Raw genomic sequence first — 23,469 nt, forward strand, 5'->3', positions numbered from 1 at the left:
ATTCATATCAAAATTCTGACTTTTTCTATTATTTATACTGTGTCGCATTCTTGATACTGGACAATCTCATGTCAGTAAGTTCTTTTAACCGACGCTGGGCGGCGGTGATCCTTGAAGCCCTGACCCGTCATGGTGTCAGGCATGTGTGTATTGCCCCGGGCTCTCGCTCCACGCCGCTCACCCTTGCTGCCGCGGAAAACCGGGCTTTTATTCACCACACCCATTTTGATGAGCGTGGTCTGGGCCATCTGGCGCTCGGGCTGGCGAAAGTCAGTAAAGCGCCCGTGGCGGTGATCGTCACCTCCGGCACGGCGGTGGCGAACCTCTATCCGGCGCTGATTGAAGCGGGATTAACCGGTGAAAAGCTGATTTTACTCACCGCCGACCGTCCCCCGGAACTTATCGACTGCGGCGCTAACCAGGCTATTCGTCAGCCTGGCATTTTTGCCTCGCATCCTTCACAGACGGTCTCGTTGCCGCGCCCCACCCAGGACATTCCCGCCAGCTGGCTGGTCTCAACCCTCGACCACGCCATGAACGCACTGCGCAGCGGCGGGCTACACATTAACTGCCCGTTTGCCGAGCCGCTGTACGGTGAAATGAACGATACTGGCCTCGTCTGGCAACAGCAGCTGGGAGACTGGTGGGAGAGCGAAAAACCCTGGCTGCGCGAGCAGACGCATCTGGAAAGCGCTAAACAGCGCGACTGGTTCTTCTGGCGTCAGAAGCGCGGCGTGGTGATAGCCGGGCGGATGAGTGCGGCGGAAGGTAAGCTTGCGGCGGAGTGGGCACAAACGCTTGGCTGGCCGCTGATTGGTGACGTGCTTTCCCAGACGGGCCAGCCGCTGCCCTGCGCCGACCTCTGGCTGGGGAACGCGAAAGCGGTCACCGAGCTGGCGCAGGCGCAGATTGTCGTCCAGCTGGGATCGAGCCTGACGGGGAAGCGTCTGCTCCAGTGGCAGGCCACCTGTACGCCTGAAGAGTACTGGCTGGTGGACCCGCTCGAAGGACGCCTTGACCCGGCGCACCATCGTGGCCGCCGCCTGGTGAGCGATATTAACAGCTGGCTGGAATTGCATCCGGCGGAAAAACGCAAACCCTGGGCGGTGGAGATCCCGGCGCTGTCACGTCAGGCGTGGGAACTCACCAAAGCGCAGTGCGAGGCGTTCAGTGAAGCCGGGCTGGCGCACCGTATCCGCAAATATCTTCCCGAGCAGGGACAACTTTTTGTCGGTAACAGCCTGGTGGTGCGCCTGATTGACGCCTTTTCGCAGCTGCCGGCGGGTTATCCGGTGTACAGCAACCGGGGCGCGAGCGGCATTGACGGCCTGATCTCCACCGCCGCTGGCGTACAGAGGGCCAGCGCGAAATCCACGCTGGCGATTGTGGGGGATCTCTCAGCCCTCTACGATCTCAACGCGCTGGCGCTCCTGCGTCAGGCGTCGGCCCCGTTCGTGCTGATTATTGTGAACAATAACGGCGGGCAGATTTTCTCGTTGCTGCCGACGCCGCAAAGCGAGCGTGAGCGCTTCTATCTGATGCCGCAAAACGTGCAGTTCGAACACGCCGCCGCCATGTTCAGCCTGAAGTACCATCGCCCGGAAAACTGGGACGCGCTGGAGACGGCGCTGAACACCGCCTGGCGGCAGCCTGGCGCGACGCTCATTGAGCTGGTGGTAAACGATGCTGACGGCGCGCAGAAGCTGCAACATCTGCTGGCGCAGGTGAGTCACCTGTGATCCTCGCAGGCGTCACCCAGCCAGGAAATCCAGGCTACCCCTGGCTGGTTTTCCTGCACGGTTTTTCCGGCGACTGTCGCGAGTGGCAGGCTGTCGGGGCGTCGCTGCATGACTACCCCCGGCTCTACCTTGACCTGCCCGGGCACGGTGGTTCAGCGGATACGGACGTGACGGGGTTTGCAGAGGTGAGCGATTTGCTCACGCACACCCTTTTTAGTTACAACATACTAAAGTACTGGCTGATAGGGTACTCCCTCGGCGGCCGCATTGCGATGTTCCATGCCTGCCAGCATCCAGCGGGGTTAGACGGGGTTATTGTGGAAGGTGGACACCCGGGCCTGCAAGACCCCGATGCGCGCCAGGCGCGGCTGACCTCTGACCGCCGCTGGGCATCACGTTTACGCAGTGAGCCGCTGGAGGCCGTCTTTGCCGACTGGTATCAACAGCCGGTCTTTGCCTCCCTTACTGATGAACAGCGCAAGGCGCTGATCGCGCTGCGCAGCCGGAACAACGGCCCGAGGCTGGCAGAGATGCTGGAAGCCACCTCGCTTGCCGTTCAGCCTGATTTACGTCCCGCGCTCACCGCGCGTGATTTTTCTTTTGACTATCTCTATGGCGAACGTGACGGGAAGTTTGCAGCTATCGCCGCTGAACTTAACGCCACGCGTCATGCTATCCCTCACGCCGGACACAACGCCCACCGGGACAACCCGGAAGCGGTTGCCGCGAGTCTGGCTCAGATACTGCGTTATCGAACAAAGGACACGCTATGATCTATCCTGATGAACACATGCTTTACGCGCCGGTTGAATGGCAGGACTGCTCCGAAGGCTATACCGACATTCGTTACCACAAATCCGCCGATGGTATCGCCAAAATCACCATCAACCGTCCACAGGTGCGCAACGCGTTTCGTCCGTTGACCGTAAAAGAGATGATCCAGGCGCTGGCGGATGCCCGCTATGACGACACTGTCGGCGTCATCATCCTCACCGGGGAAGGGGAGAAAGCCTTCTGCTCCGGCGGCGATCAGAAAGTCCGCGGTGACTACGGCGGATACCAGGATGATGCGGGCACGCACCACCTGAACGTGCTGGATTTCCAGCGCCAGATCCGCACCTGTCCAAAACCGGTGGTCGCGATGGTGGCAGGGTATTCCATCGGCGGCGGTCACGTGCTGCACATGATGTGTGACCTGACGATCGCGGCGGAAAATGCCATTTTCGGTCAGACTGGCCCGAAAGTCGGCTCTTTCGACGGCGGCTGGGGCGCGTCCTATATGGCGCGCATTGTCGGCCAGAAAAAAGCCCGCGAAATCTGGTTCCTGTGCCGTCAGTACAATGCGCAGGAAGCGCTGGATATGGGGCTGGTTAACACCGTGGTGCCGATCGCCGATCTGGAAAAAGAGACCGTGCGCTGGTGTCGCGAAATGCTGCAAAACAGCCCAATGGCGCTGCGCTGCCTGAAAGCGGCCCTCAACGCCGACTGTGACGGTCAGGCGGGCCTTCAGGAGCTGGCGGGCAACGCCACCATGCTGTTCTATATGACCGAAGAGGGTCAGGAAGGGCGCAACGCGTTCAACGAAAAACGCCAGCCAGACTTCAGCAAATACAAACGGAACCCGTAATGCGTCGCGCGCAGGTTTACCGCTGGCAGATACCGATGGACGCGGGCGTGGTGCTGCGTGAACGGCGGTTAAAAACCCGTGACGGCTTTTTCGTGCATCTCCGGCAGGGCGAGCGGGAAGGGTGGGGCGAAATCGCCCCGCTTCCGGGTTTTAGCCTGGAAACGCTCGACGAGGCGCAGGCTGCGCTGATGGCCTGGACGTACGAATGGCGTGAGGGAGCAGATCCGGCGCTGCCGGACGTTCCTTCCGCCGCGTTCGGCATCAGCTGTGCGCTGGCAGAGCTGGACGGCAGTTTACCGGACGCGGCGAACTATTGCGCCGCACCGCTCTGTACCGGCGATCCGGATGAACTTTTCGCGCTCCTTTCCGCGATGCCTGGCGAGAAGGTGGCGAAAATAAAGGTTGGCCTGTACGAAGCGGTGCGCGACGGGATGGTGGTTAATCTGTTACTGGAAGCCATTCCCGATCTGCACCTGCGCCTGGACGCCAACCGCGCCTGGACACCGCTCAGGGCGCAGCAGTTTGCGAAGTACGTCAACCCGGCGTACCGCAACCGCATCGCGTTTCTCGAAGAGCCGTGCAAAACGCGCGACGACTCTCGCGCCTTCGCCCGGGAAACCGGCATCGCCATTGCCTGGGATGAGAGCCTTCGCGAAGCCGATTTCGCGTTTGCCGCCGAGCCGGGCGTCAGGGCCGTGGTGATTAAGCCAACGCTGACCGGCAGCCTCGACAAGGTGCGCGAGCAGGTTGCGGCGGCCCATGCCGCAGGGCTGACGGCGGTGATCAGTTCATCCATCGAATCCAGCCTCGGCCTGACGCAGCTGGCGCGCATTGCTGCATGGTTAACGCCGGACACCGTTCCCGGTCTCGATACGCTAAACCTGATGCAGGCCCAGCTGATTCGCCAGTGGCCTGGCAGCACCTTGCCGTGCCTCGACGTCGGGGCGCTGGAGCCATTGCGATGAGTTTTACCGACTGGCCGTGGCGGCACTGGCGCACCCGGCGTGCCGATAAACCCGCGCTGCGTTTAGACGATGTAACGCTCAGTTGGACTCAGCTGGGCAAGCGTATCGATCGTCTGGCAGCCGGTTTTCAGTCTCAGGGCGTTGCTGACGGTGACGGCGTCATGCTGCTCGCCCACAACCACCCGCAGACCCTGCTGGCCTGGCTGGCTCTGCTTCAGTGCGGCGCCCGCATTTTGCCGGTGAACCCTCAGCTTCCCCGTCCGCTGCTGGACGTCCTCCTGCCGCAGATGACCCTGCGTTTTGCGCTGGTGCTTAACGGTGAGTATGACGGTCTGCCCGCGTTGGCATTAAGAGAGGGCGAGGGGCAGGGGGGCGTGACGTGGCGGGCAGAACGACTGGCCTCAATGACGCTCACCTCCGGCTCCACCGGTTTGCCAAAAGCGGCGGTGCACACCTGTGCCGCCCACCTTGCCAGCGCAAAAGGGTTGCTGGCGCTGATGCCTTACGGCGATAGCGACGACTGGCTGCTCTCTCTGCCGCTGTTTCACGTCTCCGGTCAGGGGATTTTGTGGCGCTGGTTACAGGGCGGAGGCCGTCTCACCGTGCGCAAAAAACAGCCGCTGGAGCAGGTGCTACAGGGCTGTACCCACGCCTCGCTGGTGCCAACGCAGCTGTGGCGACTGCTTAATTCACACCATCCCGTCGCGCTGAAAGCCGTGCTGCTCGGCGGGGCGGAAATCCCCGTTGCGCTGACCGAACAGGCGCGCGAGCAGGGGATCCGTACATTCTGCGGCTACGGTCTGACCGAGTTCGCCTCCACCGTCTGCGCCAAAGAGGCCGACGGCGCGCCGGACGTGGGCAGCGCGCTGCCGGGCAGAGACGTTCAGGTGGTAAACGGTGAAGTCTGGATCCGGGCGGAAAGCATGGCGGCGGGCTACTGGCGAGACGGCGCATTATGGCCGCTGGCCAATGCGCAGGGCTGGTTCGCCACCCGCGATCGCGGCGAGTGGCATGACGGACGCCTGACCATTCTGGGCCGAATGGACAATCTCTTTTTCAGCGGCGGAGAAGGGATCCAGCCGGAAGCGCTGGAGCGCGTTATCGCCACGCATCCGCAGGTAAGCCAGGCGTTTGTCGTTCCGCTGGATGATGCTGAGTACGGGCAACGTCCGGTGGCGGTAGTGGAATGCGAGCCGGGCACGGATATCACGCTGCTGCCGGAGTGGGTTCAGGGCAGGCTGGCGCGCTTTGAGCAGCCGGTACACTGGCTGGCGCTGCCGTCAGAACTGAAAAATGGCGGGATTAAAATCTCCCGCCAGGCGTTAAAGCAGTGGGTCAATGCCCTGTTGAGGGGCTAATCAGCCGATATCCGGCTGCGGTTTGTGCTGGCGTCGGCGGATCCAGCGCAGCACCGGCGGCACGACAATCACCATAATCGCCATTGCCAGCAGGATCTTCGTTACGCTGCTCTCCCACAGGATCCCCATGTTGCCGTTGCTGATGGAGAGGGCGCGGCGCAGGTTCTGCTCCAGCATTTCCCCCAGCACAAACCCTAAAATCAGCGGCGACATCGGGAAGTGCATCTTGCGCAGAATGTAGCCCAGCACGCCGAGCAGCACCATCAACACCAGGTCGAAGGTGGTGCTGTGCACCGCGTACACCCCAACCGCAGAGACGGCGGCGATGGCCGGGACCAGGAACCACAGGGGAATGGTCAGCATGCGGGTGAACAGGCCGATCAGCGGGATGTTCATTACCAGCAACATCACGTTGGCGATCAGCAGGGCGGCAATTAAACCCCAGACGATATCGGGCTGCTCGGTAAACATCGCCGGACCCGGGGTGATGTTATAGAGCGTCAGCGCGCCCATCATTACCGCCGTGGTGCCGGAGCCCGGCACGCCGAGGGTCAGCATCGGGATAAACGAGCCGCAGGCCGAGGCGTTATTCGCCGCCTCCGGCGCCGCCACGCCGCGGATATCGCCTTTGCCGAAGCTGTCGCTGTTACCGCTCAGCTTTTTCTCGGTCATGTAGGTGATGGCGCTGGCGATAGTAGCCCCCGCGCCGGGCAGAATGCCGACGAAGAAACCGATCACCGACGAACGCAGGGTGGCACCCACACACTGCGCCCCCTCTTTGGCATTAAAGAGCATACGTCCGGTTTTACGCACCAGCGTCTGCCCGCTGCTGGTATGTTCCAGCATCAGTAAGATTTCTGAGACAGAGAACAGACCAATCACCACGACGATAAACTGCACGCCGTCGGAGAGATGAACGCTGTCGAAGGTAAAACGATAAACCCCGGTGTTGGCATCCACGCCGACGGTGGCCAGACTGAGGCCAATCAACGCAGACAAAAACGACTTCAGCGGATTCTGCGCCATCATGCTGCCGAGACAGGCGATGGCGAACACCATCAGGGCAAAATACTCGGCCGGACCAAACGCCAGCGACCACTGGGCCAGCGCCGGGGCGAAGAGGATGATGCCGCCAATGGCGATCAGGGAGCCAAAGAACGAGCTGACGGCGGAAATAGAGAGCGCCACGCCGCCGCGTCCCTGCTGCGCCATTGGATAGCCATCCAGCGCGGTCATAATGGCGGCGGCATCGCCGGGCACGTTAAGCAGAATCGAGGAAATACGCCCCCCGTATTCGCAGCCGATATAAACCGTCGCCAGCAGGATCAGCGCCGATTCCGCAGGCAGGTGCAGCGCAAAGGCCAGCGGCAGTAAAATCGCCACGCCGTTGATAGGTCCAAGGCCCGGCAGCAGGCCGACGATGGTCCCGACGAAACAGCCGATCAGGGCGATCACCAGGTTTTCCGGGGTCATCGCTACCGCGAACCCCTGAGAGAGATAGATCCAGGTATCCATAGCGTGCTCCGTTAGTTAAACCATGCGCCAAGCGGCAGGGTCACGTCCAGCAGGCGGTCGAAGGCGTACCAGAGTAAAATGCCCAGTACGACCCCGGAGATCCCCGCCGCAGGCAGCGAGGCGTTAAATAGTATGCCAATCACCATCGTCAGCAGGGCGGTGGCAATCGGGAAGCCGAGCCACTCAAAGCCCCACGCGTACATCAGCAGGACAATCACCATTACCAGCAGACGTTGCAGCGTTCGGCGTGGCGGCCACTCCACGGTATCCGGATGGCGCAGCAGCAGCGCTACCGAGCAGAGCAGCATCAGGCCGACAATGCCGACGGGAAAGGGGCGTGGCCCCACGGGTTCATAGCTGTATTCGCTGTGGATCTGCCAGGCGACGAACATGCCGCCAATGCAGAGCAGCAGCCATATCCCGGCAAAAATGCGATCGCTCATAGCGCCTCCGGTTATTTCGCCAGGCCAAAGGCTTTCGCCTGTTCGCGGTAGTCATTCACCTGTTTTTTGACATACTCGTCCAGCTGCTTGCCGTTCAGGTTGAACTCAAACAGCCCGCGCAGATCGCGCTGTTTTTTGAACTCCTCGGTTTGCTGAAGTTTTGCGAAGGTATCCACCCACCACTGGTATTCGGCGTCGGTCACTTTTGGCCCGACGAAGAAGCCGCGGATGATCGGCCAGACCAGGTTATAACCCTGCTCTTTGGCGGTTGGGACGTCTGCCAGCTGGCCCGGCAGACGGTTTTCTGAGAAGACCGCCAGCACACGGATCTTATCCCCGCTCAGGTAGGGCACCATTTCGCTGAGATCGCCCGATACCGCCTGGACGTGATTGCCCATCAGCGCCGTCACCGGCTCGCCGCCGCCTTCAAAGGCCACGTAACGCATCTTGTGCGGATCCACTTTGGCCTGCTGCGCCAGCAGCGCGGCTTTCATCCAGTCCTGGCTGCCAATAGAGGCGCCCGCGCCAATGACCACGCTGTTCGGATCTTTTTCCATGGCGGTAAGCAGATCTTTGAGGGATTTCCACGGAGAGTCCGCGCGCACGGCGATCATGCCGTAATCGGTGCCTACGGTGGCGAGCCAGCGCACGTCATTCACGTCATAACGACCAAATTTCCCCTGTGACAGGTTCAGCAGCGAACCGCCGGAGAACGCCACCACGGTGCCCGCTTCGGCAGGGCGCTGGGCGACGATGGCGTTATAGGCTACCGCGCCCACGCCGCCGGGCATGTAGGTAACGCGCATCGGTTTCTCAATGGCCTTCGTCTCCAGCAGGCTGACCTGAATCAGCTTACAGGTCAGGTCGAAGCCGCCGCCGGGTTTGGCCGGGGCGATACATTCGGTACGGGATGGCGCGTCCTGCGCCTGGACGACAGAGGCACTCAACAGCAATACGCTTGCAGCAAGGGTAGAAAGTAATTGTTTTTTCATCGTTTATCCTCACGCCGGAGAACCGGGAGTACGGGTACGGGTGTCTTTTTTCTGATTATGTGAACCACCTTGTAGCGGTTCCGTTGCGTGATTGTTAAAACAATAACCTTTCATTTCCCTTTCACTGCGACACCAACTTTACAGGATGTGATATGCGTCTCTTACTGGCGGAAGATAATCGTGAGCTGGCTCACTGGCTGGAAAAAGCGCTGGTACAAAACGGATTTGCCGTGGATTGCGTCAACGATGGACGGGCGGCCGATCATCTTTTGCAGGGAGAAAACTATGCCGTCGCGATCCTTGATATCGGCATGCCCGGTTTCGACGGGCTGGAGGTGGTGCATCGGCTGAGAAAGCGCGGGCAGACGTTGCCCGTGCTGTTTCTTACCGCCCGCAGCAACGTGGCAGACAGGGTTAAGGGGCTGAATGCCGGGGCGGATGACTACCTGCCGAAACCGTTCGAGCTGGAGGAGCTTGATGCCCGCCTGCGTGCGCTGCTGCGCCGCAGTGAAGGGCGAACCCAGGAGCGCCAGCGGCTGGGAGAGCTGGAGTATGATGATGAAGGCTTTTTTCTGCTGCGCGATGAACCCCTTTCCCTCACGCCGCGCGAACTCTCTTTGCTGAAGGTGCTGATGCACCGTCGGACCCGTCCCGTCTCCCGGCAACAGCTTTTCGACCAGGTGTTCAGCCTGAACGACGACGTCAGCCCCGAGAGCATCGATCTCTATATTCACCGCCTGCGTAAGAAGCTGACCGGCAGCGGCGTGCGGATCACCACCCTCCGGGGGCTGGGCTACGTGCTGGAGTGCGGCGATGAAGTGGGTTAAGCCGCAGTCGCTTTACCTGCAACTTTTGCTTTTTCTGGGTTTGCCGCTGCTGCTGTTATGGGGGCTGTCAGCCTTTAACAGCTACGTTAGCGCGCTACAGGCGGCGACGCAGGCCTATGACCGCACGCTGTTATCCTCGGCGCGCACGGTGTCAGAGCGGCTGGTGGTGCACAACGGCAAGCTCCAGGTGAACGTGCCGTGGGTCGTGCTCGACAGCTTCGAGCTGAACATGAACGATCGCCTCTACTACAAGGTCGTGGACCCTGACGGGCGGACGATCTCCGGCTATGACGATCTGCCGAATATGCCCCCCTCCACGTCGCGCACCTCCCACTATCCGGCGCTGGCGTGGTTTTATCATACCGAGTATCGCGGGCAGGCGATCCGCGTGGCGAAGCTGCTCCAGCCGGTTAACGAGGACAGTGTGTTCGGCATGGCGGAAATCTACGTCGCCGAAACGTTGCAGTCGCGGCGCTATCTGGCCACTCAGCTGCTGTTTTCCTCGCTCGTGTCGCAGGGGCTGCTGGTGCTGCTGACGCTGGTCCTGACCGCGTGGCTGCTGCGTCGCGTGCTGCGCCCGATGCGGCAGCTCTCTTCGCTGATGGTGCGCCGTGAGCCCGGGCTACTGGCCCCGCTGCCGGAGCTGCTGCCCTGGTCGGAAACGCGGCTGCTGATTGTGGCATTTAACCGCTATATCGACAGGTTACGCGGCGTGCTTTCGCGACAGGCGCGCTTTAATGCTGACGCCTCACACCAGCTCAAAACGCCGCTGGCGGTGCTGAAAACCCAGGTATCGGTTGCCCTGACGCGTAACGATCCGGCCCTGTGGCAGGAGAGCTTACGGGCGATGAACGTCACGCTGGATAACACCATCGTGCTGACGGAAAGGCTGTTGCAGCTTTCAGCGGTGAAGCGAAAAGAGCAGGGGGAGCGACAGTTTGCCCCTGTCGATCTGGTGCAGGTGGTGCAAAACTGCTGCTTTTCCCGGCTGGCGCAGGCGCGCAGCAAGGGTATCGATCTCGGTTATGACGGCGTACAGCAACCGGTAATGATTGAGGGTGATGACGTGCTGCTGGGTGAACTCTGCGCCAACCTGCTGGAGAACGCGATCAAATACACGCCGGAGCAGGGCATCGTGACGGTGTACCTGCGCACGGCTAACGATGCCGTTGAGCTGAGCGTGGAGGACAGCGGACCGGGTATTGCTGAAGACCAGATCTCCCAGGCCATGCTGCCGTTTCATCGTCTGGAAAACGTGGGTGATGCCGCCGGGTCCGGCATTGGCCTGGCGCTGGCTAACGATATTGCCCGCCTGCACCGCAGCCATCTTCAGCTGATGCCCAGTGAAAATCTGGGTGGGCTGAGCGTGAAAATGCGCTTTCTGATGCTGATATAAATGCCGATATTATCAAATCGTTACAAACTAATTGCCTGCCGCACGCGGAGTCCATTGATCACACAGGCAGGCAGGTTAAAATCTCGCGGTTTTTGGACATCTCTGAATAAATTGTGCGGGATCACGACAATGAAAAAAGTGGCATTAATGGGCTTAAGCGGCCTGATGTTTGTTTCAGCAGCGGCAAACGCAATTTCCTTCAACGGCTCGGCGGGACAAGATTATACCCATCTGGGCTTCGGTCTTGGCACGGACAGCGCAGGCCTGGCAATGACCGGCGGCTGGACGCATAACGACGACGACGGCGATGCGGCAAGCCTGGGCCTCGGCTTCAACGTGCCGTTGGGTCCCTTCCTGGCGACCGTCGGGGGTAAAGGCATTTACACCAACCCGAACGACGGCGACGAAGGCTACGCGGCGGCAGTGGGCGGCGGCTTGCAGTGGAAAATTGGCGACAGCTTTGGCCTGTTCGGTGAGTACTACTACTCCCCGGATTCCCTCTCCAGCGGCATCGACAGCTATCAGGAAGCTAACGCCGGCGCGCGCTGGACCATCATGCGTCCAATCACCATCGAAGCGGGTTATCGCTATCTGAACCTGGCCGGTAAAGACGGCAACCGCGACAACGCCCTGGCAGACGGCCCGTACGTTGGCGTTAGCGCCGGTTTCTAATCCTCTCGGCGCGGCGTTCAGTCGCGCCAGTTTCTCTCTTCCCCCGGTCTTTGATTGCGCTATAGTGTTTTGACCATTGAAATGGGAGAACACAATGATAAACGTGGAAATGTTATCCACTGGCGACGAAGTGCTTCATGGGCAAATCATTGATACCAATGCCGCCTGGCTCGCCGATCTCTTCTTTGAGCAAGGATTACCGTTAACGCGCCGCAACACCGTAGGTGACAACCTTGAGTCGCTGGTCAACGTTCTGCGCGAGCGCAGCGAACGCTGCGACGTGCTGATTGTGAACGGCGGGCTGGGACCTACCAGCGACGATCTCAGCGCGCTGGCCGCCGCCACGGCCAAAGGCGAAGGCCTGGTCCTGCATGAGGCGTGGCTGGCGCAGATGGAGCGCTTTTTCTCCGGGCGTGGCCGCGTGATGGCCCCCAGCAACCGCAAGCAGGCTGAAATTCCCGCCAGCGCGGAACTGATTGATAACCCGGTCGGCACCGCCTGCGGGTTTGCCGTTCAGTTGAACCGCTGCCTGATGTTCTTCACTCCGGGCGTGCCGTCGGAATTTAAAGTGATGGTCGAGCAGCAGATCCTGCCGCGCCTGCGCGCGCGCTTTACGCTGCCTGAACCGCCGCTGTGCCTGCGTCTGACCACCTTTGGTCGCTCGGAAAGCGATCTGGCTCAGAGCCTCGATCACCTGCAACTGCCTCCCGGCGTGTCGATGGGCTATCGCTCCTCCATGCCGATTATTGAACTGAAGCTGACCGGACCGGCGTCAGAGAAAGCCGCTATGCTGGCACTGTGGCCGGAAGTGCGGCGCGTCGCCGGGGAAAGCCTGATTTTCGAAGGCACGGAAGGGCTGCCGGCGCAGATCGCAGCGCATTTGCAGTCCCGCCAGCTGAGCGTGACGTTAAGCGAGCAGTTTACCGGTGGGCTTCTGGCGCTTCAGCTTACCCGGGCGGGTGCGCCGCTGCTGGCCAGTGAAGTGGTGCCGTTCCAGCAGGAGACGCTGGCGCAGACGGCGCGCTGGGCATCCGAGCGCAGAGTGAAGCATTTCGCCGGACTGGCGCTGTTTGTGGGCGGGCTGGATGAGGAGCACCTCAACTTTGCCCTGGCAACGCCGGAAGGAACGCACGCCCTGCGCGTCAGGATGAGCATTACCCGCCACAGCCTGGCCGTACGTCAGGAGGTGTGCGCGATGATGGCGCTGAACATGCTGCGCCGCTGGCTGAACGGGAAAGAGGTCGCCAGTGAGCACGGCTGGATCAACGTCGTGGAATCGCTGTTCGTAGAGTGAGAGTGTGCCGGGGCAGTGTCCCCGGCAACGGTTACGCCAGCGCTTTTGCCAGCAAGGTAATGGGATGTTCACAGCGTTTGCTAGTGGACATCTCGATCTGCCACTTGCAGGTTTCACAGTCCGTCACCACGATATCTGCGCCGCTCTCTTCAATCTGCCGGAACAGCGGCGCGCCAATGGCCTGTGACGTTGGGTAGTTTTCACGCTTGAATCCGTAGGTGCCAGCGATGCCGCAGCAGCGTGAGTCCAGCACCGTCAGCTCCAGCCCCGGGATCAGCCGCAGCAGCTCAAGCGTATAGATCGACCAGCCCATCTTCTCCATATGACATGGCGTGTGATATACCACCTTCAGCGGCAATTTGCCCAGCGGTAACGTCTGCCCGCTGTCCAGTTTGCGCCAGAGAAAACGGGTCGCCAGCTCAATGTGCTCGCGCAGGCCGGTGTTATCCACATCCAGCAGATGCGGATATTCATCGCGCAGCGTGAAGGTACAGGTTGACGACGTCGCCAGTACCGGTATCCCTTTGTCGACGATCGCCTCACGTAAAGAGGTGACGTTGCTGCTCGCCTGCTTGCGCGCTTTGTCGATGAAACCGTTGGCAATCAGCGGAACGCCGCAGCACTTTTCTTTGCTCAGCAGCTGAACGCCCGTCCCCATGGCGTTCAGCACTTTCAGCAGGTCTTTTCCCAGCTGCGGATGGTTGTAGTTCACGTAGCAGCCGTGGAAGAAGGCGACCTGCTCAGCGAACTGCGCCTGTTCTGCCGCCACGGATTTATACCAGCGGCGGAAGGTGCCGTGAGAATATTTCGGCAGACTGCGGTGATGGTCGATTTTGAGCGTCGCATCCAGCAGCCTGCGCACCGGCTTCAGGGCGGTGGCGGCATTGACGGCCGGTGCGAAAGGCGTCGAGAGGCTGCCCATTAGATCGGTGTGGCTCAGTATCGCGTCACGCAGCGTCGGTTTTTGCGTACTGTAGCGGGCGCGGGCGCGCTGGATGATATCGCCTATTTTCACGTCCGACGGGCAGGCAACTTCGCAGCGTTTGCAGTTGATGCAGTATTTCAGCGCCTCGTCGTAGAGCGCACCATCCTTCAGGCGCAGACGCTCCCCGTCGGGACCGGCCTGTTTCGGGCCGGGATAGCGCGGATCGACGCCGCTGACCGGGCAAACCGTGGTGCAGACCGTGCATTTGATACAGCTTTCAAATCGGGTGTCGTTCATTGTGCTCTCTCCCTGCGCTGGATAATCTGCTCCGCGACATGCAGCGCGGTGACGGCGCAGACGCCGCCACCGCAGCCCTGCGCCACGGGATCGTACCCGCCCAGAACCGAGCCGATGGCGTAAATATTTTCAACCGGTTCCCCGCCCAGCCGCGGGCGCAGTTGGCTGTCGACGATCACGCCGAACTGCTGCCAGGGCTGCGGGGTGAAGAAATCGCTTTGATACCAGTCCGCGCGGGAAGCGCTTTGCCGGACATCCAGCCCGAGTATTGCCTCACGCACGCCATCCCGGCTGCTTAGCAGACCGTTACTGAAGAAACTGCCGCTTGCCAGCACCGTATAGCGTGCGCGAAGCGGGATGTCGCCGTGGTTGCGGGTCCAGATATCGCTTACCGCGCCCTCAACCAGGGTGATTTTTTTCACTTCGTCGCCTGCCATCCAGACGCCACCCTGGGCGACAAACTGACGCTGAAGCTGGGTATGCAGACGAATGCCGGGCACGGAAGGGGGGAGCGTCGGCAGTAAACCGAGCGTACAGGGCAGGCGCGCCGAGAGCCAGCGCCAGAGCCGGTTGTCCGTTAAGCCAAAACAGGCGGGCATAAACAGGGCGTCGCAGGTCTCGCCGAGCGGTTGAAGCGCCGCGTACAGCTGCGGCCAGTAACTTTCATTATCCAGCAGGCGGGCAATGTTCACCGCACGAAACTCGCTGGGGTTTTCGCGCAGCACGTCGAGCTCGGGGAGATCAATCTCCGCTGTATCCACCTGAACCCCCTGCTGTCTGAGAGACGCGGCGGCCAGATGTGGCTGGAAATCAAGGAAACCGCTGATCCCCACCACCCGCACGCGCTCGGCAGCGATGGGAGCGACAGGCACCTCTTCTGGGCTAAGCCAGGCGGCGCGCAGGGTGCCGAGTGGCGTGACGCGCTGATGGTTTTGCTCGGCGTCACCCTGCATGCGTGCGCCGCAGGCAGTGAGCAGGTGTTCGGTTTCGCAGGCAAAGCGGGCCATATTCTCTGCGCCCGTCAGGCGGTAGGGATGTTCAGGCGGCAGATCGGCGAACGATAGCGCGCCCAGTAAATCCAGCGAGCCGGAGGAGAAGTGCAGAGCACTCTGACCGCGAGTGACAATGGCGCAGCGCAGACCCCGCTGCGTCAGTTTGAGGCCGCACAGCAGGCCCGCCAGCCCCCCACCCACAATCACGGTATCAAATTTCATGGTTGTGCTCCTTCTCCAGACCGCAAAGCCCCTGATAGACCCAGCGGGTAAACTCGCTTTCGCGCAGGGCATCGCCCCAGGCGACGGGCTGAATGCCTTTCCAGCGCTCGTTTAAAAAATCGCTGAGTTGGGCAAGCGACTGGGTTGACGTGGTGGCGTGAAAACGTTGCAGCAGCCCGGCGGCACGGCAGGCGCATAGCTCCCCCTGACAGGTGCCCATCCCGACGCGCGTGCGGCGGCGTAAATCGAGCAGGTTGTTCACCGTCAGGTTTTCCACGGCATACTGCACCTCGCCTGCGGTCACGGCTTCGCATTCGCACACCAGGCTGCGGCTGAGTCGCCCTTCACCGAGCCAGGTCGGGGTGCGGTCGCCGTGGCGGTAAATCGCCGAACCGCGAAGCGGGGCAGGGAGTGAAATGATTTTGTGCAGCGTTTTTTCTGTCGATTGCTGCGAGCCGGGCAGGGCCTGTTCCGCCGTCACGCACGGCGCGGTGTTGCCGAGCTTACGGCAGACGGCATCGGTGGCCCACTGGGCCATCAGCCGGTAGGTCATCAGCTTGCCGCCGGTAATGGTGATAAATCCGTCCATGCCGTCACGTTCGGCGTGATCGAGCAGTACGATGCCGCGGCTGACGTTACGCCCGCTCGGATCGTTATCGCTGGCGACGAGGGGACGCACGCCCGCGTAGGCACGCAGAATACGCGTCTGCGCCATCACCGGGGCCAGCTTTTCCCCTTCGCGCAGCAGGATATCCACCTCTTCAGCGGTGACGCGGTTGTAATCAATTTCGCTGTAGTCCACATGCATTGAGGTCGTGCCGATTAACGAAATGGTGTCCCCCGGCACGAGGATATCGGCGTCAGACGGTTTACGGCAGCGGTTGATGACATGGTTATTGATGCGGTGGTCGAGGATCAGCAGCGAGCCTTTCGCCGGGAACATGCGCACCGACAGGTCCGCGTATTCCGCGATGCGCTGGCCCCAGATCCCCGCCGCGTTGACCACGACGGCGGCATACAGCTCGCGGTGTTCGTTGTACTGCGCATCAAACACGCGCACTCCGCGCACGGTATTCCCTTCGCGAATAAGCCCGGTGACGTGATGCCCGGTCAGGATCTGGGCGCCATGTTCCCGCGCGTCGAGCATATTGGCGGCGGTCAGGCGGAAAGGATCAACGGTTCCGTCCGGTACTTTTACCGCGCCCAGTAACGCCGGGTTTACCGAGGGTTCAAGACGGCGCGCCTGCGCAGGATCGATCGCCTCGGCCTGAATGCCTGCCGCCGTGCAGGCGGTGATAAAGGTTTGCTGAAAGCCGAGGTCGTCTTCTGGAAGGGTGATAAAAAGACCGTTGGTCGGTTCAACGCAGTGGCGGGCGATGCGCCTGAGGATCTGGTTTTCAGCGATACACTCGCGTGCTGACTCAGCGTCAGTGACCGCATAGCGGGCGCCGCTGTGCAACAGACCGTGGTTACGTCCCGTCGCGCCGGTGGCGATATCGTGGCGTTCCAGAAGCGTGACGCTCAATCCCCGCAGGGCGCAGTCGCGTGCGATGCCGGCACCCGTCGCGCCACCGCCAATGATAATCACATCGCTGAAGCGTGGATCGTGAATTGTCATTGCCTTTCCTCTATGTTCGTTTTTTTGCATTTAGCCACATTGATCGTGTGGTTTGTTTGATTTCGAACATAAACGCGCGAAATTCGAAAGTGAAACGTGATTTCATGCGCTTTTTTGCGCATTCTGTCATATTTCTGTAACAATCTGTGCGTTGATTCACAGTAACATTCACCGTGATTTCTTAACATCGCCGCCTCTGTAGCCGGGCGCGAGATGCCCGGTCATTTTTTGAAAGGCCACGGAGGCTGTTATGCTCAGTATCTTTAAACCTGCGCCACATCGGGCGCGACTGCCAGAGGCAGAGATTGATCCTCTCTACCGCCGTCTGCGTTGGCAAATCTTCCTCGGGATCTTCTTCGGGTATGCGGCGTACTATCTGGTACGTAAAAACTTTGCGCTCGCCATGCCGTACCTGGTGGAGCAGGGCTTCTCTCGCGGCGATCTGGGATTTGCGCTGTCGGGGATCTCCATCGCGTACGGTTTTTCAAAGTTCATTATGGGGTCGGTGTCGGATCGTTCGAATCCGCGCGTGTTCCTGCCCGCCGGTCTGATCCTCGCGGCAGCGGTGATGCTGTTCATGGGCTTTGTGCCGTGGGCGACCTCAAGCATTGCCATCATGTTCGTGCTGCTGTTCCTCTGCGGCTGGTTCCAGGGGATGGGATGGCCGCCATGCGGACGCACCATGGTTCACTGGTGGTCACAGAAAGAGCGTGGTGGAATTGTATCGGTCTGGAACTGTGCGCATAACGTCGGGGGCGGGCTTCCGCCGCTGCTGTTCCTGCTGGGGATGGCCTGGTTCAACGACTGGCATGCCGCGCTCTATATGCCAGCCTTTGGCGCCATTCTGGTGGCGATTATCGCCTTCGCTCTGATGCGCGACACCCCACAGTCCTGCGGCCTGCCGCCGATCGAAGAGTATAAAAACGACTACCCGGATGATTACAGCGAGAAGCACGAAGAAGAGCTGACGGCAAAGCAGATCTTCATGAAGTACGTGCTGCCGAACAAGCTGCTGTGGTACATCGCGGTGGCGAACGTGTTTGTCTACCTGCTGCGTTACGGCATCCTCGACTGGTCCCCGACTTACCTGAAAGAGGTGAAGCACTTCGCGCTGGATAAATCTTCCTGGGCCTATTTCCTGTATGAATACGCGGGCATTCCCGGCACGCTGATCTGCGGCTGGATGTCGGACAAAGTGTTTAAGGGCAACCGTGGGGCAACGGGCGTGTTCTTTATGACGCTGGTGACCATCGCGACGGTCGTTTACTGGCTTAACCCGCCGGGTAATCCGGGTGTGGATATGGCCTGTATGATCGTCATCGGCTTCCTGATTTATGGTCCGGTTATGCTGATCGGCCTGCACGCGCTGGAGCTGGCACCGAAGAAAGCGGCAGGCACGGCTGCGGGCTTTACCGGTCTGTTCGGCTATCTCGGCGGTTCGGTCGCGGCGAGCGCCATTGTGGGCTATACCGTTGACTTCTTCGGCTGGGACGGCGGCTTTATGGTGATGATCGGCGGAAGCGTGCTGGCGGTACTGCTGCTGGTTGTTGTGATGATTGGTGAAAAACGTCACCACGCCGAAGTGCTGGCGCGTCGTCAATAAGGAGCATTGCGATGAAATTAACTCAGTTAGCAACCGGCCTGCTGCTGGCGGGCCTGATGACAGGCTCCGCGCTGGCGGCAGATAAGATCGTGATCGCCCACCGTGGCGCCAGCGGTTATCTGCCGGAGCATACGCTGCCGGCAAAAGCGATGGCCTATGCCCAGGGCGCGGATTATCTGGAGCAGGATCTGGTGATGACGAAGGACGACCAGCTGGTCGTCCTGCACGACCATTATCTTGACCGCGTGACGGACGTGGCAGAGCGTTTCCCGGATCGCGCCCGTAAAGATGGTCGCTACTACGCTATCGACTTCACGCTGGCGGAGATCCGCTCCCTGAAGTTCACCGAAGGCTTCGAGATTGAAAACGGCAAGAAGGTGCAGGTCTATCCGGGACGTTTCCCGATGGGCAAATCTGACTTCCGGATCCATACCTTCCAGGAAGAGATTGAGTTTGTTCAGGGACTGAACCACTCCACCGGTAAAAACATCGGCATCTACCCGGAAATCAAAGCCCCATGGTTCCACCATCAGGAAGGGAAGGACATTGCCGCGAAGACGCTGGAGGTACTGAAAAAGTACGGCTACACCAGCAAGCAGGATAAGGTTTTCCTGCAGTGTTTTGACGCCGCCGAGCTGAAGCGCATCAAAACCGAGCTGGAGCCGAAGATGGGGATGGATCTCAATCTGGTGCAGCTGATTGCCTATACCGACTGGAATGAAACCCAGGAGAAACAGCCGGACGGGAAGTGGATGAATTACAGCTACGACTGGATGTTCAAGCCGGGCGCGATGAAGCAGATTGCGCAGTACGCTGACGGCATCGGGCCGGATTATCACATGCTGGTGGCGGAAGGCTCAACGCCGGGTCACGTGAAGCTGACGGCGATGGTGAAAGAGGCGCATGCGAGCAAGATGCAGGTGCATCCGTATACCGTACGCGCAGACCAGCTGCCGGAGTATGCAACGGACGTGAATCAGCTTTACGACGTGCTGTATAACCAGGCGGATGTGGACGGGTTGTTTACGGATTTTCCGGATAAAGCGGTTGAATTCATTCACCGGAAGTAGGTTTTGTAGGTCGGGTAAGGCGAAGCCGCCACCCGACAATCAGGCTCTGCGGCCTGATGCCCTCACCCTAACCCTCTCCCACAGGGAGAGGGAATAAGGGCAATCACATCTCGATTTCGATATCGCCTTTTGCCCGGCAGCAGCAGGGCAAAATTTCCCCTTCACTGATAAAGGCCAGCGGTTCGGTCAGCCAGTCCACCTGGCCTGCGACCAGACGGCAGCGGCAGGAACCGCAATAGCCTTCACGACACTGGTACTCTACCTCAACCTGATGCGCTTCAAGCGCCACCAGCAGAGAAGGATGCTCTTCCTGGCACAACACCTCTGTACCAGAAAGGCTCAGCGTTACGCGGCTCATCAGAGCTGGAAGTCGCTCAGGTCGTCGGTGTTGACTTCAGAATCAATCTGACCGACCAGATAAGAACTCACTTCCACTTCCTGCGGCGCAACCTGCACGTTATCGGATACCAGCCAGGTATTGATCCACGGAATTGGGTTAGAGCGCGTCTGGAATGGCAGATCGAGACCCACAGCCTGCATGCGGATGTTAGTGATGTACTCCACGTACTGGCACAGAATGTCTTTGTTCAGGCCAATCATGGAGCCGTCGCGGAACAGGTAGTCTGCCCACTCTTTCTCCTGCTGGGCGGCCTGCAAGAACAGGTCGTAGCACTCCTGTTTGCACTCTTCGGCGATTTCCGCCATCTCCGGGTCGTCCGCACCGCTGCGCAGCAGGTTTAGCATATGCTGGGTGCCGGTCAGGTGCAGGGCTTCGTCACGGGCGATCAGACGGATAATTTTGGCGTTGCCTTCCATCAGCTTGCGCTCGGCAAAGGCGAAGGAGCAGGCGAAGCTGACGTAGAAGCGGATCGCTTCCAGCGCGTTAACGCTCATCAGGCACAGGTACAGCTGTTTTTTCAGCGCGCGCAGGTTCACGGTGATGGTTTTACCGTTCACATGGTGAGTGCCTTCGCCCAGCAGGTGCCAGTAGCTGGTCATCTCGATCAGCTCATCATAGTAATGGGCAATGCCTTCCGCGCGCTTCTGGATCTGTTCGTTGGTGACGATATCGTCAAACACCACCGCCGGATCGTTCACGATGTTGCGGATGATGTGGGTGTAAGAGCGGGAGTGGATCGTCTCGGAGAACGCCCAGGTTTCTACCCAGGTTTCCAGCTCAGGAATCGAGATTAGCGGCAGCAGCGCCACGTTCGGACTACGTCCCTGAATGGAGTCCAGCAGCGTCTGGTACTTCAGGTTGCTGAGGAAGATGTGCTTTTCGTGTTCCGGCAGCGCCTGGAAATCGATACGGTCGCGGGAAACGTCAACTTCTTCCGGACGCCAGAAGAAGGAGAGTTGCTTTTCAATCAGCTTTTCGAAGATGTCATATTTTTGCTGATCGTAGCGTGCCACGTTGACCGGCTGGCCGAAGAACATCGGCTCTTTGAGCTGGTCGTTTTTCGTCTGTGAAAAGGTGGTATATGCCATTGCGGTGAGTCCTGTGGTGTTATTTCCCCTCACCCCGGCCCTCTCCCACAGGGAGAGGGGGAAAGAGTTCCCTCTCCCTGTGGGAGAGGGTTAGGGTGAGGGAATTTATTAGATCTTACATGCGCCGCTTTCGCAGCCATCGTCCTGAATTGACGGCGCCAGGTCGTCCTGGGCGTCTTCCGCACCATCACGGGTGTTGTGATAGTACAGCGTTTTCACGCCAAATTTGTAGGCGGTCAGCAGGTCCTTCAACAGCTGCTGCATCGGTACCTTGCCGGACGGGAAGCGCGTCGGGTCGTAGTTAGTATTGGCAGAGATCGACTGGTCGATAAACTTCTGCATGATACCCACCAGTTGGAGGTAGCCGTCGTTGTTTGGCATTTCCCACAGCAGCTCGTAGTTGTCACCCAACGTTTCGTAATCCGGTACCACCTGACGCAGCACGCCGTCTTTCGACGCTTTAATGCTGACGTGCCCGCGCGGTGGCTCAATACCGTTAGTGGCGTTGGAGATCTGCGAAGAGGTCTCGGACGGCATCAGGGCAGAGAGCGTGGAGTTACGCAGGCCGTGAGTTTTAATGGACTCGCGCAGGCCTTCCCAGTCGAGGTGCAGCGGCTCGCTGACGATCGCATCCAGGTCTTTTTTATAGGTGTCGATCGGCAGAATGCCTTTCGCGTAAGTGGTTTCGTTGAACCACGGGCACGCGCCTTGCTCTTTCGCCAGCTCGTTAGAGGCTTTCATCAGGTAGTACTGGATCGCTTCGAACGTCTGGTGCGTCAGATTGTTGGCGCTGCCATCGGAGTAACGCTTGCCGTTTTTCGCCAGCCAGTAGGCGAAGTTGATTACGCCGATACCTAAAGTGCGACGACCCATTGCGCCGCGTTTTGCCGCCGGGATTGGGTAATCCTGGTAGTCCAGCAGGGCGTCGAGGGCACGAACAGCCAGCACCGCCAGCTCTTCCAGCTCGTCCAGGCTCTTAATCGCACCCAGGTTGAACGCAGAGAGCGTACACAGCGCGATTTCGCCGTTTTCGTCGTTCACATCGTCCAGCGGTTTGGTCGGCAGGGCGATCTCCAGGCACAGGTTGGACTGGCGCACTGGCGCAACCACCGGATCGAACGGGCTGTGGGTGTTGCAGTGGTCAACGTTCTGGATGTAGATACGGCCGGTAGAAGCACGTTCCTGCATCATCAGGGAGAACAGATCGACCGCCTTCACGCGCTGCTTACGGATGCTGTCGTCTTTTTCATATTTGGTGTACAGACGCTCGAACTCATCCTGATCGGCGAAGAACGCGTCATACAGGCCCGGGACGTCGGATGGGCTGAACAGGGTGATGTCTTCCCCTTTCAGCAGGCGGGTGTACATCAGCTTGTTGATCTGCACGCCGTAGTCCATGTGACGCACGCGGTTGCCTTCCACGCCGCGGTTGTTCTTCAGAACCAGCAGGCTTTCCACTTCCAGGTGCCACATCGGGTAGAACAGGGTCGCAGCGCCACCGCGCACACCGCCCTGAGAGCAGGATTTTACTGCCGTCTGGAAGTGCTTGTAGAACGGGATACAGCCGGTGTGGAACGCTTCACCGCCGCGGATTGGGCTGCCAAGCGCACGGATACGACCGGCGTTGATGCCGATACCGGCACGCTGGGAAACGTATTTCACGATGGCGCTGGAGGTCGCGTTGATGGAATCCAGGCTGTCACCGCACTCGATCAGCACGCAGGAGCTGAACTGACGGGTAGGGGTGCGCACGCCAGACATGATTGGCGTAGGCAGAGAAATTTTGAACGTTGATACCGCATCGTAGAAACGCTTCACGTAGTCCAGACGGGTTTCGCGTGGATAATTAGAGAACAGGCAGGCGGCCACCAGAATATAGAGGAACTGGGCGCTTTCGTAGATCTCACCGGTTACACGGTTCTGAACCAGGTATTTGCCTTCGAGCTGCTTCACCGCCGCGTAGGAGAAGTTCATGTCGCGCCAGTGATCGATAAACCCGTTCATCTGCTCGAACTCTTCTTCCGTATAGTCTTCCAGCAGATGCGTGTCGTATTTGCCCAGCTCAACCATTTTCACTACGTGATCGTAAAGCTTCGGCGGCTCGAACTGACCGTAGGCTTTTTTACGCAGGTGGAAAATCGCCAGACGCGCAGCGAGGTACTGATAATCCGGTGCGTCGCGGGAGATGAGGTCTGCCGCTGCTTTAATGATCGTTTCGTGGATATCAGACGTTTTGATGCCGTCGTAGAACTGAATGTGAGAACGCAGTTCAACCTGGGAGATAGATACGTTGTTCAGTCCTTCTGCTGCCCAGTCGAGAACTCGATGGATTTTGTCCAGATTGATACGCTCGGTGGTACCGTCGCGCTTTGTCACCAGCAGACTCTGATTCATGTGGGTTTTTACCTGTCCGTGAAATAAAAAAT

At 59.7% G+C, this 23,469-nt stretch carries 20 protein-coding genes; 11 read left to right on the plus strand and 9 right to left on the minus strand.

Annotated features, from left to right (window positions below; genetic code table 11):
* Positions 1-68 precede the first annotated feature (68 nt).
* From menD to menE, 5 genes are read left to right on the plus strand one after another with little or no spacing between them, the layout of a single operon-like run.
* On the plus strand, positions 69-1,739 hold the full coding sequence (gene menD, locus AM329_RS02105) for a 2-succinyl-5-enolpyruvyl-6-hydroxy-3-cyclohexene-1-carboxylic-acid synthase (RefSeq protein ID WP_032609736.1): 1,671 nt from the start codon (positions 69-71) through the stop codon (positions 1,737-1,739).
* Positions 1,736-2,512, plus strand: a complete 777-nt coding sequence (gene menH, locus AM329_RS02110; protein WP_023324996.1) for a 2-succinyl-6-hydroxy-2,4-cyclohexadiene-1-carboxylate synthase — start codon at positions 1,736-1,738, stop codon at positions 2,510-2,512. The genes menD and menH overlap by 4 nt, the downstream gene beginning before the upstream one ends.
* The gene (menB, locus tag AM329_RS02115; protein WP_023314580.1) at positions 2,509-3,366 is read left to right on the plus strand and encodes a 1,4-dihydroxy-2-naphthoyl-CoA synthase; all 858 of its coding nucleotides are present in this window, start codon (positions 2,509-2,511) and stop codon (positions 3,364-3,366) included. Before menH ends, menB begins: the two co-directional genes overlap by 4 nt.
* Positions 3,366-4,331 (plus strand): o-succinylbenzoate synthase, encoded by a 966-nt coding sequence (menC, locus tag AM329_RS02120; protein ID WP_032609735.1) that lies wholly within the window; start codon positions 3,366-3,368, stop codon positions 4,329-4,331. Before menB ends, menC begins: the two co-directional genes overlap by 1 nt.
* Entirely contained in the window at positions 4,328-5,689 is a 1,362-nt protein-coding gene (menE, locus tag AM329_RS02125) for an o-succinylbenzoate--CoA ligase (protein WP_032609733.1), read from the plus strand. The genes menC and menE overlap by 4 nt, the downstream gene beginning before the upstream one ends.
* Here menE and AM329_RS02130 read toward each other — a convergent pair whose 3' ends face one another.
* Genes AM329_RS02130 through AM329_RS02140 form a run of 3 tightly spaced genes read right to left on the minus strand, consistent with a single transcriptional unit; the run spans position 5,690 to position 8,639 of the window.
* Positions 5,690-7,204, minus strand: a complete 1,515-nt coding sequence (locus AM329_RS02130) for a tripartite tricarboxylate transporter permease (RefSeq protein WP_003859445.1) — start codon at positions 7,202-7,204, stop codon at positions 5,690-5,692. It lies immediately after the preceding gene.
* Between the two features lie 11 nt (positions 7,205-7,215).
* On the minus strand, positions 7,216-7,647 hold the full coding sequence (locus AM329_RS02135) for a tripartite tricarboxylate transporter TctB family protein (protein ID WP_003859443.1): 432 nt from the start codon (positions 7,645-7,647) through the stop codon (positions 7,216-7,218).
* 11 nt (positions 7,648-7,658) lie between these two features.
* Positions 7,659-8,639, minus strand: coding sequence for a tripartite tricarboxylate transporter substrate binding protein (locus AM329_RS02140; protein WP_006811363.1), 981 nt, complete (start codon positions 8,637-8,639; stop codon positions 7,659-7,661).
* Positions 8,640-8,791: 152 nt separating this feature from the next.
* Between AM329_RS02140 and tctD the strand changes: the two genes are divergently transcribed.
* From tctD to AM329_RS02160, 4 genes are all read left to right on the plus strand, one after another.
* The gene (tctD, locus tag AM329_RS02145) at positions 8,792-9,466 is read left to right on the plus strand and encodes a transcriptional regulator TctD (RefSeq protein ID WP_017693014.1); all 675 of its coding nucleotides are present in this window, start codon (positions 8,792-8,794) and stop codon (positions 9,464-9,466) included.
* Positions 9,453-10,862: a sensor histidine kinase gene (locus AM329_RS02150; protein WP_003859438.1), complete on the plus strand. Its 1,410-nt coding sequence runs from the start codon at positions 9,453-9,455 to the stop codon at positions 10,860-10,862. Before tctD ends, AM329_RS02150 begins: the two co-directional genes overlap by 14 nt.
* Positions 10,863-10,991: 129 nt before the next feature.
* The gene (locus AM329_RS02155; RefSeq protein WP_003859436.1) at positions 10,992-11,534 is read left to right on the plus strand and encodes a YfaZ family outer membrane protein; all 543 of its coding nucleotides are present in this window, start codon (positions 10,992-10,994) and stop codon (positions 11,532-11,534) included.
* A 94-nt stretch (positions 11,535-11,628) separates the two neighbouring features.
* Positions 11,629-12,828: a nicotinamide mononucleotide deamidase-related protein YfaY gene (locus AM329_RS02160; RefSeq protein ID WP_032609731.1), complete on the plus strand. Its 1,200-nt coding sequence runs from the start codon at positions 11,629-11,631 to the stop codon at positions 12,826-12,828.
* 31 nt (positions 12,829-12,859) lie between these two features.
* Here AM329_RS02160 and glpC read toward each other — a convergent pair whose 3' ends face one another.
* Genes glpC through glpA form a run of 3 tightly spaced genes read right to left on the minus strand, consistent with a single transcriptional unit; the run spans position 12,860 to position 16,882 of the window.
* Positions 12,860-14,050: an anaerobic glycerol-3-phosphate dehydrogenase subunit GlpC gene (gene glpC / locus AM329_RS02165; protein WP_032609730.1), complete on the minus strand. Its 1,191-nt coding sequence runs from the start codon at positions 14,048-14,050 to the stop codon at positions 12,860-12,862.
* A complete protein-coding gene (gene glpB, locus AM329_RS02170; protein WP_032609729.1) occupies positions 14,047-15,264 on the minus strand; it encodes a glycerol-3-phosphate dehydrogenase subunit GlpB in 1,218 nt (405 codons plus the stop codon). The genes glpC and glpB overlap by 4 nt, the downstream gene beginning before the upstream one ends.
* Entirely contained in the window at positions 15,254-16,882 is a 1,629-nt protein-coding gene (glpA, locus tag AM329_RS02175) for an anaerobic glycerol-3-phosphate dehydrogenase subunit A (RefSeq protein ID WP_015572285.1), read from the minus strand. Before glpA ends, glpB begins: the two co-directional genes overlap by 11 nt.
* A 250-nt stretch (positions 16,883-17,132) precedes the next feature.
* On the opposite strand from glpA, the gene glpT reads away from it, so the two are divergent.
* Complete coding sequence (gene glpT, locus AM329_RS02185; RefSeq protein WP_003859423.1) at positions 17,133-18,485, plus strand: glycerol-3-phosphate transporter; 1,353 nt, start codon at positions 17,133-17,135, stop codon at positions 18,483-18,485.
* A gap of 11 nt (positions 18,486-18,496) precedes the next feature.
* The gene (gene glpQ / locus AM329_RS02190) at positions 18,497-19,555 is read left to right on the plus strand and encodes a glycerophosphodiester phosphodiesterase (protein WP_032609726.1); all 1,059 of its coding nucleotides are present in this window, start codon (positions 18,497-18,499) and stop codon (positions 19,553-19,555) included.
* Positions 19,556-19,658: 103 nt separating this feature from the next.
* Here the strand turns inward: glpQ and yfaE are convergent, their stop codons facing one another.
* The 3 genes from yfaE to nrdA all read right to left on the minus strand — a co-directional run bounded on the left by yfaE (position 19,659) and on the right by nrdA (position 23,437).
* Positions 19,659-19,913, minus strand: a complete 255-nt coding sequence (yfaE, locus tag AM329_RS02195) for a class I ribonucleotide reductase maintenance protein YfaE (protein ID WP_003859419.1) — start codon at positions 19,911-19,913, stop codon at positions 19,659-19,661.
* Complete coding sequence (gene nrdB, locus AM329_RS02200; protein ID WP_032609724.1) at positions 19,913-21,043, minus strand: class Ia ribonucleoside-diphosphate reductase subunit beta; 1,131 nt, start codon at positions 21,041-21,043, stop codon at positions 19,913-19,915. The genes yfaE and nrdB overlap by 1 nt, the downstream gene beginning before the upstream one ends.
* Before the next feature lie 108 nt (positions 21,044-21,151).
* A complete protein-coding gene (gene nrdA, locus AM329_RS02205) occupies positions 21,152-23,437 on the minus strand; it encodes a class 1a ribonucleoside-diphosphate reductase subunit alpha (RefSeq protein ID WP_003859415.1) in 2,286 nt (761 codons plus the stop codon).
* Positions 23,438-23,469 lie beyond the last annotated feature (32 nt).

This window comes from Enterobacter cloacae complex sp. AR_0002, assembly GCF_001922365.1.
Lineage (GTDB): Bacteria > Pseudomonadota > Gammaproteobacteria > Enterobacterales > Enterobacteriaceae > Enterobacter > Enterobacter hormaechei_C.